This is a genomic window from Leuconostoc sp. XM4, assembly GCF_055698815.1.
In genome coordinates this window covers 1,591,949-1,607,998 of sequence record NZ_CP134507.1, presented here as the reverse complement: position 1 = coordinate 1,607,998, position 16,050 = coordinate 1,591,949, and the positions used below count along the sequence as shown (strand labels likewise).

Below are 16,050 nucleotides of genomic sequence, written 5' to 3'. Positions count from 1 at the left end.
TTTAGGAGGAAATAAATTATGGCAGTAACGAATTTAGCAAATACTATTATTCCAGTAGTGTTTGACAAATATGTATTAAATACTATTTTAAAAACTAATCGTTTTATCCAATCAGGAATTATGGTTCCTGATGATAAACTTGGAAATCAATTATTACAACCAGGGGATGAAATTACTATTCCATTTATAAATGATTTGTCAGGCGATCCACAAGCATGGACTGATACTGATGATATCGACGTTGATAATCTTACAACTGGTTCACAACGTGCGATTAAGTTTCGTCAAGCCAAGGCTTTTGGTTCAACTGAAATTTCACGACTAGTTTCAGGAGCACCTATTGCCGAAACTATCGCGAGCCGTTTTGCAAACTATTGGAACAATGTTGATCAAGCTATTTTGAATTCAACATTACAAGGTGTCTTTTTAAATACTGAGGTTGCTAACACAAAGTTATTTGACCAAACTGTTGTGTCACCGGCGACACCAACTTTTGGACCCAAAGGTTTCTTGGCAGCTATTGGATTACTGGGTGATTTGCAAGACCAATCTTTTAAAAAGATTGCAGTTAATTCATCTACATATTCACAGATGAAGTTCCAAGGAATGATTGAAACGATTCAACCTCAGAACTCTGTAACACCAATCAACTACTATAACAACATGGAAGTCATTGTTGACGATGATATCCCTTTGGAAAAAGGTGGTATTGCTACGGCTTACATCTACGGTTCAGGAGCGGTTTCGTATTCAACGGTTCCACATTCAACGGAGGTGGTTCACGAAGCATTGAAGCAAGGTGGACGTGATTCAGTTGTAAGTAAGCGTGTTTCAGCAACTCACGTTAACGGTACAACTTTGGCCAAGACATTTAAACCAGCAGGCCAAACAACTATCACGGAAGAATTGGCAAAGGGGACCACTTGGGATATTGCTGATGGTGTTGACCCACGTAATATTCGAGTTGTTGCTTATAAGTCAAAGCTTGATGATGAATTTGTTCCTGTTGCTTTGAAAGGAACATCCAGTGGTGGGAATGAAAATAACTCAGTTAATGAAACGTCAGCCAAACCAACTGACGCTAATACTGTCGATGAGATTAAGGTGTGGTTAGATGCACACGGTGTGTCTTACCAACCAAACACCGTAAAAGCTGATTTATTAGCATTAGTTAACGACACAGACGCGTAAATCTGTTGAATGGGGTGCGAAACCCATTAGGGAGGAACTATGGTCGATAAAACGGACAATTTAACAAAAGTTAAACTGCTGGTTTCCATTGGCGACACTAAACAAGATGATCTATTAAATCTATTGTTGGAAGATAATGAAGCACGGTTGTTAAGTTACATCAATCAAGATGGAAACAATATCGCGACATATCCTACCGAAATATCATGGCTACTACGTGAAATTACGGTACGGCGTTTCAACCGAATTGGTGATGAGGGTAAAAAATCATCTAGTGAGAGTGATGTATCAGCTACCTGGTCTGATGATGATGTTTCTGACTATGCTGTTTATCTCAACAAATATCGCACTAAAAAGGGTGGCAACGGTATTGCGAGGTTTGTCTGATGAGATACAATGACCGCATCAGAATCATTTACAATCAAAAGGAAAACAATGATGGTTGGGACGATGAAGTCGCGCCTGTTACCACTGATTATTTACCTTGCCGTATTACTGATGCCGGTGATGAATTAAATATAGGCGTCTTTGGCAAGTATGAATCAGGAGCTCAAGTAGTCCACTTTAAGAATAAAGTTCCAAATATGGACTATGTTCTGATAGGTGTTGTAGATGGTGTCATCAAACGTAAACCGAAAGCTATCAAGCAAGCGCGAAAAAATACGGTTGTTATTATAGGTTCGGTGTAATATGGCTAAATCAAAAATGATAATCACGTTTGATGGTGCTGACGATTTGATAAAAAAGTTTAATAGGCAGCCATCGATTATTCAGCGAGAGGCCGGAGATATTATTCTAAATACCGCCAACCGTGTTGAAAAAAGAGCTAAAAGTTACGCCCCTGTCGACACCGGATATTTGAAGCAACACATTGCTTCTGAAAAGACCGGAATGTTAAGTGCAGACGTTACTTCAAGTGCTGAATATTCTGTTTATCAGGAATTTGGTACGCGTAAGATGGCAGGCAAATCATTTATGCGACCAGCCGTGAAACAAGAGTCACCGTTTCTATTTCAAAAGCTTCAAAACTTGCTGAAAGGAGGGCTTAGATGACATCACCAATGAATACGTTGATAAATAGTATCCGTGACAGTCTTAAAGCTGGCGACATTCCAGTTAAATCACGACTACCTGATGCAACAGTACCTGAACCATTCATTGTGATTGGTACTCACTTTGATGATGACGCACCCTCTGGAAAGAATGGTTATGAGGTACTAACAACAGATTTACAAATTGATCTATTCTACTCAATCGATAGTAGAACAGCGTTGGAAGACGAAATCTACAACGTTAAATCACTAATTAAACACGCCACACCACAAATCACACGAGTGACATCAAACACAATTACCGACGATTCGGTAGGACGAGATGTCTATCATGTGATTTTTATTGTGACAGCAATTATTTAAAGGAGATATATACATGGCATATGTAGATAACGGTGTTGAAACCACAAAAGGTACGCCCACATTAGGTAAAAAGATTTGGTACTTCATTCAAGCAACGAGCGCAGCAGTTGGAAGTAAAGCAATTTTACCTGCAGCACAAACAGATGGATCAACAAGTATTGAAGGCGACTCAATTGATGAACAAACAAAGTTTGGACGAGTTGTTATGCCTTCAACTAATGAAGATTCTATTGAATTGTCAACATACGTTGTGCCTGGTGACAAGGCAATCGACATTATCAAAGATGCAAAACACAACGGACACCAAGTGAAAGTTTGGCGGGTCAACGTAGATAAACGCTTCGCTGTACAAGAGCAAGACGACGCCGAACCAGCACAAACCCATCAAGCATTTCCCGCAATGTTTGGCTATGGAGTAGTCGATAGTCTCGATATTGATGATGGGGACGATTTAGTTAGTGCTGACTACACATTAAATATCATCGGTAAATTGACCGACGGCACATTCCCATTGACTGATGAACAATTATCAGCATTGGAAGAGTTAGCCAAATTCGAACGCCCTGGTGAAACTACTGGCGACTTTGGATCTGACGACTTAGGACAATAAGGGCATATGCCCTCTACATAACAATTGAAAGAGGATTAAATCATGGAAGTAACAATCGGTAAGAACACATCAACTTTGAAATTCAACTTTAAGGCCTTGTTTAATGCTAACCGAGATTTTAGCAACGTTGATGACAACGGGAACAACTTAGGGGACGGTGCAACAAATCTATTTACTCGTATCCTGATGGGTGACACATCAGTAATTGTTGACATCATTAAAGTTGCTGGAAATGTTGGCAAGGCATCAGAAAATGACATATTTAATGCGGTTGATGAAATCACTGAAGAAGGTGAAAAGATTGATGAAACGCTAGACGAATTGAAGGATGAGTTGAAAAATAGCGGTTTTTTCAAGAAATCAATCATCACGCAGAAGGAGAACATCGAGGAAGCCCTTCCGAATCTGAAAAAGAAGGAACAAACGGCAGAGGTAAAGCAACAAGTGGCGGCCATCGAACGTATTCTGAAATTGTTGAACGACAATCTCTAATCGAGACATGTGCAAGATTCGGGATATTTGATATTGATTGGGTCTTAACCTTATATCGATGGGAGTTGGATGCGGTAATTAAAGGTGTGCAAATGGCTAACATTGATGAACGTGAACGTTTAGCTGTATTAGCTGCAAATATAGGATATTTTAGTAATGCGAAGAAACCTAAATTTAAAAAGGTATTTGATCGTGCCAAAGAGGAACGCTTACTCGAACAGGCATACAAGCCAGAAGAGGCACAAACTGTCAAGCAAAAACGAATTGAGTTGTATAGCAAAGTAGCTACTGCATTTGGTGGAGAAAGGGGTGAAAATGGCAACATATAATGGTGGAGAAGTTGTTGCGCACGTTGGAGCTGATATATCAGACTATCAATCAGCGATGAAATCACTCTCCAGTTCTACCAGCAGTGCTATGAGCAGTACAAGCCAGGCCATCTCTAGCATTGGTAAAACGTTAGCGGTAACAGGGGCGGCGATAACGGCTTTAGGAGTTAAATCTTTAAAAAGTTTCGGAAGCTTTGAGCAATCATTGAACCAAGCCGCGGTTATTGCAGGTGGAACATCAAAGGATATTAAAGGTCTTTCTGATGTGGCTGCTAAAATGGGAGCAACCTTACCAATAAGTGCTCAAGATGCTGCAGATGCCATGGTTGCAATGGCTCGTGATGGAGCTTCAATCAGTACAATCAAGAAAGAATTTCCAGCGATTGCCAAAGCGGCCACTGCTGCTGGGGCTGACTTGCAGACGACTGCCTCTGTTGTTCAACAATCGATGAACATTTGGGGCGACTCGTTGGAAAGTCCACAGCAAGCCGCTGCTATTCTTACGGAAACAGCTAACCTTTCTAACGCGTCAATTGAGGACATGCAACAGGCATTGGCAACTATTGGTGGTACTGCATCTAATGCCGGAATCAGCATGACTGATACATCTGAAGCTATTGGATTGCTGACCAACAAAGGTTTCAGTGCTGCACAAGCATCGCTAGACTTAAACCACGCATTGGTCTCAATGCAAGCTCCATCTGATAAAGCAGCAAAACAAGCAGCGGCATTGGGACTTAATTTCAATGATGCACAAGGTAATATGAAACCTTTACCACAAATATTGAATGAAATAGGCAACTCGATGGATGGTATGACATCATCTCAAAAAGCTGCAGCCCTGAAATCAATGTTTGGATTATCCGGAATGGCTGCTATTCTGCCCTTGATGAAATCTGTTAAGGATAAAACCAACAACACAACTACAAGTTGGAATGCGTATAGCAAAGCAATGCAAACCGCTTCATCAGATTCTGCTACAGCATCGAGATTTTTAGATGGTCAAGCAACGGAGATGCAAAAAAACGTAGGATCACATCTAGAACAAGTTGGTGGTAATTGGGATAGTTTGTCGATAGCGTCTCAAACTGCAGCAAAGGCAATTAATGGCGCTTGGGTAGATATGGTAAATAACGCACTTCAGTGGGCAACGTATTCTAATAGTGCTATAGCTAGCGGAATAAGGGGGTTTCTTGGATTAGCCCCTGTTATTGGCGCGGTAACTGTTGCTTTAGGAGGTTTTTTAACTGCAGCAACTAAAATCGGCAGTGCTATGAAAACTGTTGGAACAGCTTTGAAAGGTTTGTTTATAAGCCCGCTCGGTCTTGCTGTCTTGGCGATAGCTGCATTAGTGGCTGCTTTTGTCTACGCTTATAACACTAGCGAACAATTTAGAAAGACTATTCAAAACTTAGCTAACTCGTTTAAAACAGCACTAGCACCTGCGTTTAATTTTATTAAAAACACAGTTATGTCATTTGTCGATACTGCCGTTTCTGGTTTCAAAAGTTTTGCTGATAATGCTATTAGTTCATTTTCTAAGGTGACAACTGGAATGAACTTTAATAAACTTTCAGATACTGTCGTTGTTGTTTTTAGCGCTCTTATGGATATCGTTATAGCATTTGGTAATGTTGTTACAGACGTTATTACCGTTATAAGTAACACTGGATCAGTCAAATCGTCTTGGTTGTCTGTTAGTTCTGTTTTATCCGTTGTAGAAACCGTTGTTGGAGTGGTTAGAGATTCAGTGGTTTCGTTAATCACCGGATTTTTATCGACAGGAGCAATACAATCAGCCTGGAATGCAGTCACGGCTGTAATTGGAGCTGTTATTTCAATTGTTTCTGCATTGTGGTCTGTTATTCAATCTACAATACAATCATTTGGGGGTGCCGGAACAGCTGGTCAAGTATTTGTAAATGTTGGTCAATTCATTGGTAATGTTGTAACAATTATAGGGACTGTTATAACAGCGGTGGCTAATTTTATTTCTGCTGCTATGAAAATACAAGCAGTCAGAGATATTATCCAAGCTGTTGTTGTAACAGCCGGTGCTCTATTAGTTGCTTTTAAGGCTTATTCAATTGTTGTAACCATCATAACAAGTGTTAAGTCAGCTATCGAAACAGCAAGAATTGCAATGATGCTATTTAACGCAGCCCTTGTCGCCACTCCTATAGGATTGGTAGTTACCGCCGTTGTCGCCTTAGTAGCCGGTTTGATTTATTTCTTTACAATGACTAAAACCGGTCAAGCGTTGTGGGCTGGTTTTGTGTCGTTTTTACAGTCATCATTAGCTAATTTGGTTTCTATATTTCAAGATATTGGAAATACTTTTGTGATCGCTTGGCAAACAGCTGTATTAATAGGCGAAAACTTATGGATGGAAGCATCTGATTTTATTTCTAATATATGGATTGGCTTAACACAAATATTCAGTTCTATTTGGGAAAGCATCAATAACGTGATGGTGACAATAGTTTCTGGTGTTCAAACCGTGTGGGCAAATTTATCGGCAGCTCTTTCTATATTCTGGCAAGCAAACGTCATTTTGTTTACTACAATATGGAATGTGTTGGTAACGGTAATCACGACAATTGTTAATGCTATTATGGCTGTTTGGAACGGTTTCACTGGAATCATAAGCGCAATATGGAACGGTGTCTTGGCGGTAGCTAGTGCGGTATGGAATGTAATATTAACGACTATTACAACGATAGTAACCACAACTGTTAATACTGTCTCGTCTATATGGAATGGATTGATAGCAATTGTATCTGAAATATGGAATGCGGTATCGTCTGTCGTTTCTTCGGTTTGGAACGCGATTGTTAGTATTGTTAGCTCGATGGCAAGCAATGCTGTAAACACATTACAATCAATTTGGTCTGCCATATCGGGAGTTGTTTCATCTATTTGGAACACAGCCAAAGGAATTATATCAGGCGTGTGGTCTGCTATTGTTTCTGTTGTATCGTCTATGGCTGGTTCTGCGTTCAATGCATTGCGGAGCATTTGGTCTGGCATATCAGGTTTTGTTAGTGGAATATGGAATTCAGCAAGAAACGCAATATCTGGAGCTTGGAGTGGTATTGTAGCAACAATACGCAGCATGGCAAGTAATGCGTTTGGCAGTTTACGTGGCGCTTGGGGCGGTGTAGTTGGTTGGGTTTCTGGAATATGGAACAGTGTCAAAGGCGCAATTATGGGGGCGATGAACTTTAGTTTGTTTGGAGCTGGTAGTGCAATCATGAACGGTTTCTTAAATGGTTTGAAGTCTGTTTGGGGAGCTATAACTTCTTTCGTTGGTGGTATTGCTAGTTGGATCAAAGCCCATAAGGGGCCGATTAGTTATGATAAAAAATTGCTTATTCCCGCCGGTACTGCAATTATGGGTGGATTTGGAAGCTCCTTAAATGCAAACTTTGCTGACGTTAAAAAGTCGGTTTCATCTTATGCCGGACAGATTGCTGATGAGTTTGGACAACAAAAGTATGAGGCTAGTGCTCAACTAACAGCAAGTAGTACAGGAGTAGCCGGACAAATAAATGGTGGATTATCTGCATTAAGCGATGAGGTTTCTGAACAATCAACACAAGCACCGGTTTTTGAAGTTCACAACGAAATCGTTGGAGATAAAATTACGACGACGGTCAACAGTAAAAATGCACGTAGGCAGGCTACGACAAAATTGATTACAGGAGGTATTTAATGGATTTATTGATTACAAACAACGCGACGAGTGTGAGATTAAGCAGTAAAAACATTGTCACCTTTGATTTCGATGAAAGTACGCCTAGTCTTGCTGCAAATACTATATCTTTCAAAGGGCGTAACGGGAAATTGAATTTTGGCGGCGGCTATCTGGAGAAAAAGTTAATTTACACTGGTTATATGCAAACAAGTAGCCAATCGGAGTATGAAGCTAAACGTAATTGGTTGTATCAGCTTTTAGGCAGTGCAACACCCTATTACATCACACCAATCTATTCTGATGCTGCTCAATATGGTTTTGAGAGACCAGGGCAAACAACGGGCAACAAGTTAGGACAAACAGGTGGTGTGGAAAGCAACAAGCGCTTTTATGTAACACTTGAGGACACGTTTGCACCAGAATTAGCTGGGAGTGTCAATAATAACCAAATTTATAAGTTAAGCATTAGTTTCATAACGGTTGTATTACCATTTGGAGAATCAAAACCAAAAACGGCTACTATTACAAATGCGATACCTTATGCAGGAACAGTCACGGCATCTCAATTGGAGGTGCCTTTTTACATACAATTAACTGCTAAGCAGGTAGCAAGTTCTATTTCTCTCAAAATAGGTTCGCGAACATGGACTTATAGTGGAACTGTGGCAAGTGGCGACGTGTTCAAGATAGGTGGCGTATATAATCTCAAAAACACGCTGTCAGTCAATGACAACACCAATCTTGAATACTTTGTACTAGAGCCGTCCACAAGCGGCACAGTAGCCATCGCCTGCTCTATTACGGCAACGATTGAAATTCACGACTACAAGGAGTTGTACCTATGATTACATTTAAAAATATCACCGGTAATAAGTTCCTTGCGGTTGGAACTATACAACGTAAAAGTGCGCTGAACGGCGAAAAATCACTAACTGGTACGTTGTATGATGGCGATGATGTATTAAATAAAATTGACAAAGGCTGGTCGCTTGAATTTGACAATGAACCTTATATAGTCACTTATTTTGAACGTAATGATAACGATAATAGTGTCTCGTTCGATGCAATTCACAAGTTTTTCTGGGACATGGCAAAAAATGTTCTCTATTCAGAAACCAGCGGCAGCCACACGATTAAGTGGTATTTAGATCAAATATTTGCTGACGCAGGATATACTTATGCACTCAATTTCAACCCTAATGCAATCGCAAAAGACAATTGGGGGATGAAGAATAAGCTTTCCTTGTTCAATGACATTATTACTAGCATTGAGGGGGAATTTGAGATAAATGGTACGCTTGTTTCAATATTTAAAAACATTGGAACGGATCTATCTACTATTGTTCGATATGGTTTCAACTTGTCCGATATGACAATAGAAAATGATGCATCAAGTTTTGTCACTTATGGTGAAGGTTTTGGAGCTTACGCGAACCAAGAAAATATGACTGGTGATAGGTTGCACGTGACCTACACAAGCCCATTAGCTAGTGTGTACGGAAAATTACAAGCAGAACCTATTGACGACCAACGCTATACAATTGAATCTAATCTATTAGATGCTGTCAAATCCCAAGTTGATGGTAGTTTCTCTATTTCCGTTCATTTGTCTTTATATGATTTATCTGTCGCTGGGTATCCTTACAAAATGGCTAATGTCGGTGATTGGCTTACTGCCGTTGACGAGAACCTAGATTTCAAACAAAGAATTCGCATTATCAGTATCGACGATGAATTTGCTGCTGACGGTACACGTATTAGTTATAGTGTTACAGCTGGGGATATTGGATTAACGAAAAAATATCAAGATGCTAACGCTTCAATAGCGAATAAGGTAGAATATGCAGTGATTTCTGCTGGACAGGCAGCAACAGATGCTAACATTGCTTTAATTTCGGCAAATGGAAAGAACAAATCATATTATCTAAATGACATTAACGATTTACCAAAAACTGCCAACCAGGGTGATCTTGCATGGGTCCAAAGCGGCGATGGACGAGTATTATACATCTATACTAAAAAAGCAGACGGAACGTACTACTGGGAAAAACGTATTGATCCAGAAATGGGTGAGCAAATCGAGGCTGGCGTAAGTGAAGCGATAGCACAGGCAAATGAAAACACTGCCGCAGCAATCGAACAGAACAATATTTCCCAACAAGAGGTGATGAACGACATTGCCGAGTCGCAGGCTGATTTAGCTATCAAAGATGGTGACTTCAACAATAAGGCACAAGCAATGGCTGATAAAGCCTTACAAGATGCTAAGGATAACACAGCTACAGTTGCTAAAGACACCTTAGACACAGCTAACCAGAACATAGCAGATGCTAAAACGGCTTTATCATCTGATTTACAAAAAGAGGTTTCTAATAGAACTGCTGCTGTAAGCGCATTAGACATTAAAGCACAAGGTTATGTCAACGATGCAAAAAACAGTATCTCTAAAGATATAACTAAAGAAATAAAAGATCGTCAAGATCAAGTATCTGCTTTAGATACTAAGGCGCAAGGATATGCAGACACAGCAAAACAAAATGCTATAGATGCAGCTACAACAGCTGATGGAAAAATCAATAAAAAAATTGATGACACAGCATCTAGTTTGACATCAACAATTAGTCAAAATAAATCTGAAGCTAATGGTAAAATATCTACTGCACAATCAACAGCGACTCAAGCTTTAAATGGTTTGAGTACTAAAGTTGAAAAAACAGAATACGATAAGAAAACTGGTGATTTAACTACTCAATTAAATACCACAACCACAACTGCTAATCAATCCAAACAGGATATTGTTTCCATTAATCAAAAAGATGGCCAACAAGATTCTAGAATGAACACGATTGAATCAGACGCCAGTGGAACGAAGCAAACTGTAAGTCAATTACAGACGGTACAAGGTCAACAATCGGGTTCGATTAGCACTTTGCAACAACGCGCCGATGGTTTCGACGCAACAGTAACTAAGGTTAATAACTTATCTACTGGCGATCGGCATTATATCTTAGATACCGGAAACCCTAAGACACAAACTTCTAACGGCAAGGACAATCAGGATTTTTTTAATAGCGCATTGTTATATGAACCTCTTAAAAATTGGGGTGTAGCAAATGCTGACTATATAATATCATTTGATTGGTCGTTAAAAGATGTACTTTCTTCCAATATGACGATTGGAGTTTTCTTCAATCAATCTCCATGGCAATCGAATTATAAAACAATTCCAGCAAACCAAAAAAATGGTCACATTGAAATCAACTTTAAATTATGGGCTCAAATGTTGGTTGCGGATAAAGACGTTACTGGTATTACTTTCAGAATCAACAGCCAGATGGCTTCTGGTAATCAAATTACTTACTCTAATTTGTTTATGAAGTCTGGTAATGTTAGCAATACGTGGACACCAGCTCCAGAAGATGGTGAGCAAGCAACTGCAAAAGCGCAATTAACTGCCGATACCGCTCGCACTGAAATTTCTAATTATAAGACGGACGCAGATGGTCGAATTAGTAAGGCGCAGTCAGATATCACGCAAACAACTAGTCAAGTGGCGACTAAAGTTAGTCAGAGTGATTACAACGCTAAGACTAGTGAGTTGACAACTAACGTCAACAACATAACACAGACAGCCAACCAGTCGAAGCAAGATATTGTCGCTATCAAGCAAAAAGATGGTGATCAAGATTCGCGAATGACGACTATAGAATCTGACACGAATGGTGTAAAAACAACCGTTAGCGCAATTCAAACTAAACAAGGACAGCAAAGTGGAGATATTTCTACGCTTCAACAGAGAGCTGACGGATTTGATGCTACTGTTACTAAAGTCAACAATCTGGCCGTAGGTGGGCGAAACTATCTCATGGGTACGATTAATAAGAACTCTACGGTTGGCGCTAATGCAAACAACCAATCGAAAGCTCTATATAAAATAACTCTATCTTCCTTGGACGCACTATATAAAGAGTTCAAAAAGACTAGTGACTACTACACTTTGATATTTGATTGGGAATTTACAGGAACTAATCCATCTGGACAATTCATTCCTCAATGGAACATAGCTCCTTTTGGTATCGGTGGAAAATACACCGTTATATCAAGTGACAACACCAGTGGTACGGTTATATTAACTGCTAATATAAATAGTAATTGGTCGGGAGTTTCGAGTGTTCCTTATATGGGAATTCGATTCGACAATGTGCCAACAACGGGAACTGTAAATATTTACAACATGCGGTTGATGTCCGGAAACCTAGTTTACCCTTGGACGCAAGCTCCCGAAGATATAGACAGGGCCACCGCCAAGGCTCAATTAACCGCAGATCAAGCAACTACTAGTTTAAACGCTTACAAAACTGACGCAGATGGAAGAATATCTAAAGCGCAATCTGATATTATTCAGACAGCTAAAGATGTTACTACTAAGGTTAGCCAAAGTGATTACAACGCCAAAACCGGACAGTTGTCAACGGACGTTTCTAACGCGCAACAAACCGCGAATTCTGCTGTTACTACAATTGGATCGTATAAGACTTCAAATGATAACAGAGTAGCCGCCGCGGAAACTAAAATTTCCCAGAATGCTAATGACATTACTTTAAGAGCTACAACATCAGATTTAAACGCTGCCAAGTCTGATTACACAGCACAAATTGCTCAAATAAAAGTGGATGCTCAAGCGGTTACGACTACTGTGACGCAAGTCCAAACCACAGTTAATAAATTGAATCAAAACAATTTGGTTAACAATTCTCAATTCAATCCCGATTATTCCGGGTGGCATGTGGGGAGCCCTTGGGGTAAATCTGTTACCAATGAACTTTGGAATAATGGTGTTGAAACAAGTACAGGGGCGATGTGGGTATGGCATGACCAAAGTAAATCAGGAGACTGGATATATTCTGATCCAATAGCCGTTTATGCAGGACTTAAAGTGTCGGCTGCGATAACCGCCGCCATGCCTTCACCGCCAAGTAGCGGTACACCGTTGGCTCTTTATATTAGAACGTACGATGCTAATAGGAACACAGTTGATAGTTGGGGGTATAACATTCCGAACGGACAACTGAGCGGAACGTTTAAAAAATTTTCTAACGATAATAGAACTTTAACAACAGGTGTCAAATATGTTTCCTTGTGCTTGGCTTGGAACGTATCTGGACAAATTTCGTTTGGAAAACCAATGTTGATGTTTGGTGCTACTACAGGTGATTATGTAGCCGGTCCATATAACAACAATGACAAGGTAGCTGCACAGCAAATTACTATTGATGGAATAACTAACACAGTAACGCAACAGGGCAAGAACATCAATTCTGTAACATCTCGCGTTCAAACAGCCGAAGGGAATATCAGCACAGCGACTGATAACATTTCTGGATTGCAAAGCAAGCAAACTCAAACAGCTAATCAGATTACGCAAGAAATAACTGATAGAACTAAGGGCGATTCAAACACATTGCAAAGCTCCAAAGACTTTACTCAAAGCTCTATCACGAGTGCAGTTAACGGATTAAATTCAACTATATCTCAAACAGCTAATGGTATATTGGCACAGGTTGAATCAACCAACATGGTAGTTAATTCAGAGTTCGACCCACTAAATGGTACCTTTTATAGGCTAACTAATGGTGGTTCAACGGGTTCACAGTTAGCAGAAGCATGGAGCGCCACAAAAGCTACAGGGTTTGCAGATTGGCCGGTTGTAAATGGTTCCAGGGTAGTGTCTTATGCAGTAGGTACCTGGTATTCAAGTGCATTAGTATCTACTAGTGCTGGGAAAGCATTTAGTGCATCGATTGTTGCAGGACGTTCACCCGCACCTACGGTATCAACAGCACTTGATTATAGAATTGGGTTTTGGGATTCAAGTAGGAAACTGTTAACTACAGCCAGTGCAGGAAACATTATAGATGGAACAGCATATAAAGGCATTCAAAAGTATGTAGTGGAAAATAAGACAGCACCTGCTAATACAGCATTTGTATCAGTTATTATTGCACACTCATCAGCTAATGCTACTGATTATATAACTAGACCATCTTTGAATACGGGGGCCAAAGCCTCACCATACACACCAACGTATGGCACGTCTAGCAGTTCTACAGTATTATCACTGTTTAAAGACAATTGGTCTATAGGTATCACTGATAATATCAGTAAAATTACCAGTGGCATTGTTGGTAATGCATCTCAAATGAGCCTCATTAGTAAGAATGTGACGATTGATAGTCCTAACACCCAGATTAAAGGTACAGCATGGATACAATCAGCAATGATTGCTAACGGTGCTATAGGTTCAGCACAGATTGGTGATGCAACAATTACCAGTGCCAAAATTGCACAGTTAGACGTGGCTAAATTGGCTGGTAATGTCAGTTCATTTATTCAATCAAACTGGAATGGTGTTTACGGAAGCACGGCAATAACCAGCAGTGGTATGACAGTTACATCACCTGGAACCGTTGCTCTGTTTAACGTAAATGGGATGACGTTGGACGGTGCCGGGGGTATGACCAGAGTAGCTAATGGATTTACTCAAATATATAGCGCCACTCATGAAAATGTCGGCATGATAGGTCATCAAAAAGACAAACAACACACCAACGTTGATTATATTATGTTTGGATTGAATGGCTATAGAACAACTAACGAAGGGGATTCCCATTGGGTTGGCGGTTCCGATTTCTACGGCGGTGATGGAATGGGATTTGGCGTTTCCAATAAAAGTGGAGGTTATGATTTGAAATTACGATGGGATAGCGACTTAATAGCTGGCTATAAAGGAGAATTACAAGGTTGGCACGCCAGCGACCAATTTATTTTTGATAATAAGACGTTTCATAAAGGATATGCGGATTTTTCAGGTGGCGTTACCTTGTCAGGGGCATATGCAGAAGGAACACGTTCCCTTCATACTCAAGGTATGAGTATATCGACCGGAGCAAAGTGGTTTGGATTCATGGATGGGAGCAATAGCACGGGGTTCGGTACGGACCAAACACAGGACGTATTATTCTATGTCAAAGGGCAGGTATATAGCTTGTATACAATGCTCGGGAAACTTGGAATGAGATGAAAGATAGGAAAGTAAAATGAATATTAAAAAGTATAATTTAGTACCAATATTTGAATTTCTAGGAAAAATTAATTTAGTGGGTGCTGCTTCAAGAGCACGAACAAAATTAAACAAGGAAATTGGCAACGCTATTAATGAATTACAATCTGACGAAGTGGCTTTGGCTGAAGAATTAGGCGGCAGGGTTAATGATGAAGGGCGGGTCGTTTTCGTTTCAGAAGAAGACTTGAACGAAACTGAAGCTGCTGAATATTCTAAAAAAAAGCATGCTGAATTTACCAATGCGCAATCAGACTTACGTCAAGAGGAAGCTATATTCAACGAAGCTACAAAGGATCAATTTAATCGTTTAAAAAATGCTCTATATGACTATGACGAAAAACTTAGCGGCCAGGACGCAACCGTGTACGATATCTTGTTAGACGCATTAGAAGCTTGAACAGTTACAAGCCAGTATGCTGAAAGAAACTACCGCGTGGGTGCGACGCCCGATAAATAAAAGCACATAGGAGAAATAATCATGAATATGACAGTTGGAGATTTACAATTTAATTTTGTCGATGGTAAGTTAACGTTGAAGTACGCTTCGGTTTCATTCAACGCAGGGACATTTCCTAACAATTTAAACGGAAACTTGCAAGTAACAACAGATGATGGCATCAATCCAACTTCCGCCACTTTAGAAGCCGACATTAAGGCGGCTGCTAAGACTAAAATTCAAGCGTTGATTGCAGAAGAGCCTGCGGAAGCGGAGGGCTAGCCCAATGGATGCTATTCTAAAATATTTATTTGCTAATTTAAATGGGGCTACTGAAACAGCAGTCCTTTTTATTTTGGTTTTTTTTGATACATTTTTAGGTTCATTGTGGCGTAAACGTAACAATGTAGCACGTACTAGCGGTGGCGGTTTAGGTGGATTGATTACATCTATCCCATTGGCTTTAATGCCGGTCGTGATTTGGGGTTTCACAATCTTAATTTCAATTGTTCCAACACATCTAGGTGGACGTGATTTCTATTTTGACCCATTAATATTTGATGTCATTTCATTCATTGTGACTATGATCATCGGGTCTTATATGCTGAAGTCTATCTACGCCAACATGCAGTTAGCCGGTATTGATATTCCAGGTTTCCTATCCAAGTGGGTTGAAGATGAATATCACGTCAAGTTGAAAAAGATTGAAACAGAACCAGAAGCAGCAAACATTACAGAAATAGGAAAGGAAAAATAA

Annotated in this window: 14 protein-coding genes; all 14 read left to right on the top strand. The window is 40.0% G+C overall.

The features are described from left to right. Positions 1-18: 18 nt before the first annotated feature. The 14 genes from RHP64_RS08040 (at position 19) to RHP64_RS07975 (ending at position 16,050) form a co-directional block, all read left to right on the top strand. Positions 19-1,191 (top strand): replication protein, encoded by a 1,173-nt coding sequence (locus tag RHP64_RS08040; RefSeq protein WP_350355937.1) that lies wholly within the window; start codon positions 19-21, stop codon positions 1,189-1,191. Between the two features lie 39 nt (positions 1,192-1,230). After that, positions 1,231-1,578 carry a phage head-tail connector protein gene (locus tag RHP64_RS08035; RefSeq protein ID WP_462785021.1) on the top strand — a complete coding sequence of 116 codons (348 nt, stop codon included), beginning with the start codon at positions 1,231-1,233 and terminating at the stop codon, positions 1,576-1,578. Then, on the top strand, positions 1,578-1,880 hold the full coding sequence (locus RHP64_RS08030) for a hypothetical protein (RefSeq protein WP_462785020.1): 303 nt from the start codon (positions 1,578-1,580) through the stop codon (positions 1,878-1,880). Before RHP64_RS08035 ends, RHP64_RS08030 begins: the two co-directional genes overlap by 1 nt. Position 1,881: 1 nt before the next feature. Beyond that, a complete protein-coding gene (locus RHP64_RS08025; RefSeq protein ID WP_462785019.1) occupies positions 1,882-2,244 on the top strand; it encodes an HK97-gp10 family putative phage morphogenesis protein in 363 nt (120 codons plus the stop codon). Then, positions 2,241-2,606 (top strand): hypothetical protein, encoded by a 366-nt coding sequence (locus RHP64_RS08020; RefSeq protein WP_128684502.1) that lies wholly within the window; start codon positions 2,241-2,243, stop codon positions 2,604-2,606. Before RHP64_RS08025 ends, RHP64_RS08020 begins: the two co-directional genes overlap by 4 nt. A 13-nt stretch (positions 2,607-2,619) precedes the next feature. After that, entirely contained in the window at positions 2,620-3,216 is a 597-nt protein-coding gene (locus RHP64_RS08015) for a phage major tail protein, TP901-1 family (protein ID WP_128684501.1), read from the top strand. A 42-nt stretch (positions 3,217-3,258) separates the two neighbouring features. Continuing rightward, a complete protein-coding gene (locus tag RHP64_RS08010) occupies positions 3,259-3,708 on the top strand; it encodes a tail assembly chaperone (protein ID WP_462785018.1) in 450 nt (149 codons plus the stop codon). A gap of 92 nt (positions 3,709-3,800) precedes the next feature. After that, positions 3,801-4,037 carry a hypothetical protein gene (locus tag RHP64_RS08005; RefSeq protein WP_061399460.1) on the top strand — a complete coding sequence of 79 codons (237 nt, stop codon included), beginning with the start codon at positions 3,801-3,803 and terminating at the stop codon, positions 4,035-4,037. Beyond that, positions 4,024-7,752 carry a phage tail tape measure protein gene (locus tag RHP64_RS08000; RefSeq protein ID WP_462785017.1) on the top strand — a complete coding sequence of 1,243 codons (3,729 nt, stop codon included), beginning with the start codon at positions 4,024-4,026 and terminating at the stop codon, positions 7,750-7,752. Before RHP64_RS08005 ends, RHP64_RS08000 begins: the two co-directional genes overlap by 14 nt. Next, complete coding sequence (locus RHP64_RS07995) at positions 7,752-8,579, top strand: phage tail domain-containing protein (protein ID WP_462785016.1); 828 nt, start codon at positions 7,752-7,754, stop codon at positions 8,577-8,579. The genes RHP64_RS08000 and RHP64_RS07995 overlap by 1 nt, the downstream gene beginning before the upstream one ends. Then, positions 8,576-14,815, top strand: coding sequence for a phage tail protein (locus tag RHP64_RS07990; protein ID WP_462785015.1), 6,240 nt, complete (start codon positions 8,576-8,578; stop codon positions 14,813-14,815). The genes RHP64_RS07995 and RHP64_RS07990 overlap by 4 nt, the downstream gene beginning before the upstream one ends. 16 nt (positions 14,816-14,831) lie before the next feature. Then, complete coding sequence (locus RHP64_RS07985; protein ID WP_128684496.1) at positions 14,832-15,254, top strand: hypothetical protein; 423 nt, start codon at positions 14,832-14,834, stop codon at positions 15,252-15,254. 81 nt (positions 15,255-15,335) lie between these two features. Continuing rightward, on the top strand, positions 15,336-15,575 hold the full coding sequence (locus tag RHP64_RS07980; protein WP_128684495.1) for a hypothetical protein: 240 nt from the start codon (positions 15,336-15,338) through the stop codon (positions 15,573-15,575). Between the two features lie 4 nt (positions 15,576-15,579). Then, complete coding sequence (locus RHP64_RS07975) at positions 15,580-16,050, top strand: phage holin family protein (protein ID WP_128684494.1); 471 nt, start codon at positions 15,580-15,582, stop codon at positions 16,048-16,050.

What these genes read in the sequence shown, in the direction of transcription:
- RHP64_RS08005 (WP_061399460.1), top strand. Translation starts at nt 3,801, where the DNA reads ATGGCTAACATTGATGAACGTGAACGTTTAGCTGTATTAGCTGCAAAT.
- RHP64_RS08040 (WP_350355937.1), top strand. Translation starts at nt 19, where the DNA reads ATGGCAGTAACGAATTTAGCAAATACTATTATTCCAGTAGTGTTTGAC.
- RHP64_RS07975 (WP_128684494.1), top strand. Translation starts at nt 15,580, where the DNA reads ATGGATGCTATTCTAAAATATTTATTTGCTAATTTAAATGGGGCTACT.
- RHP64_RS08000 (WP_462785017.1), top strand. Translation starts at nt 4,024, where the DNA reads ATGGCAACATATAATGGTGGAGAAGTTGTTGCGCACGTTGGAGCTGAT.
- RHP64_RS08035 (WP_462785021.1), top strand. Translation starts at nt 1,231, where the DNA reads ATGGTCGATAAAACGGACAATTTAACAAAAGTTAAACTGCTGGTTTCC.
- RHP64_RS07990 (WP_462785015.1), top strand. Translation starts at nt 8,576, where the DNA reads ATGATTACATTTAAAAATATCACCGGTAATAAGTTCCTTGCGGTTGGA.
- RHP64_RS07985 (WP_128684496.1), top strand. Translation starts at nt 14,832, where the DNA reads ATGAATATTAAAAAGTATAATTTAGTACCAATATTTGAATTTCTAGGA.
- RHP64_RS08020 (WP_128684502.1), top strand. Translation starts at nt 2,241, where the DNA reads ATGACATCACCAATGAATACGTTGATAAATAGTATCCGTGACAGTCTT.
- RHP64_RS08025 (WP_462785019.1), top strand. Translation starts at nt 1,882, where the DNA reads ATGGCTAAATCAAAAATGATAATCACGTTTGATGGTGCTGACGATTTG.
- RHP64_RS08010 (WP_462785018.1), top strand. Translation starts at nt 3,259, where the DNA reads ATGGAAGTAACAATCGGTAAGAACACATCAACTTTGAAATTCAACTTT.
- RHP64_RS08030 (WP_462785020.1), top strand. Translation starts at nt 1,578, where the DNA reads ATGAGATACAATGACCGCATCAGAATCATTTACAATCAAAAGGAAAAC.
- RHP64_RS07980 (WP_128684495.1), top strand. Translation starts at nt 15,336, where the DNA reads ATGAATATGACAGTTGGAGATTTACAATTTAATTTTGTCGATGGTAAG.
- RHP64_RS08015 (WP_128684501.1), top strand. Translation starts at nt 2,620, where the DNA reads ATGGCATATGTAGATAACGGTGTTGAAACCACAAAAGGTACGCCCACA.
- RHP64_RS07995 (WP_462785016.1), top strand. Translation starts at nt 7,752, where the DNA reads ATGGATTTATTGATTACAAACAACGCGACGAGTGTGAGATTAAGCAGT.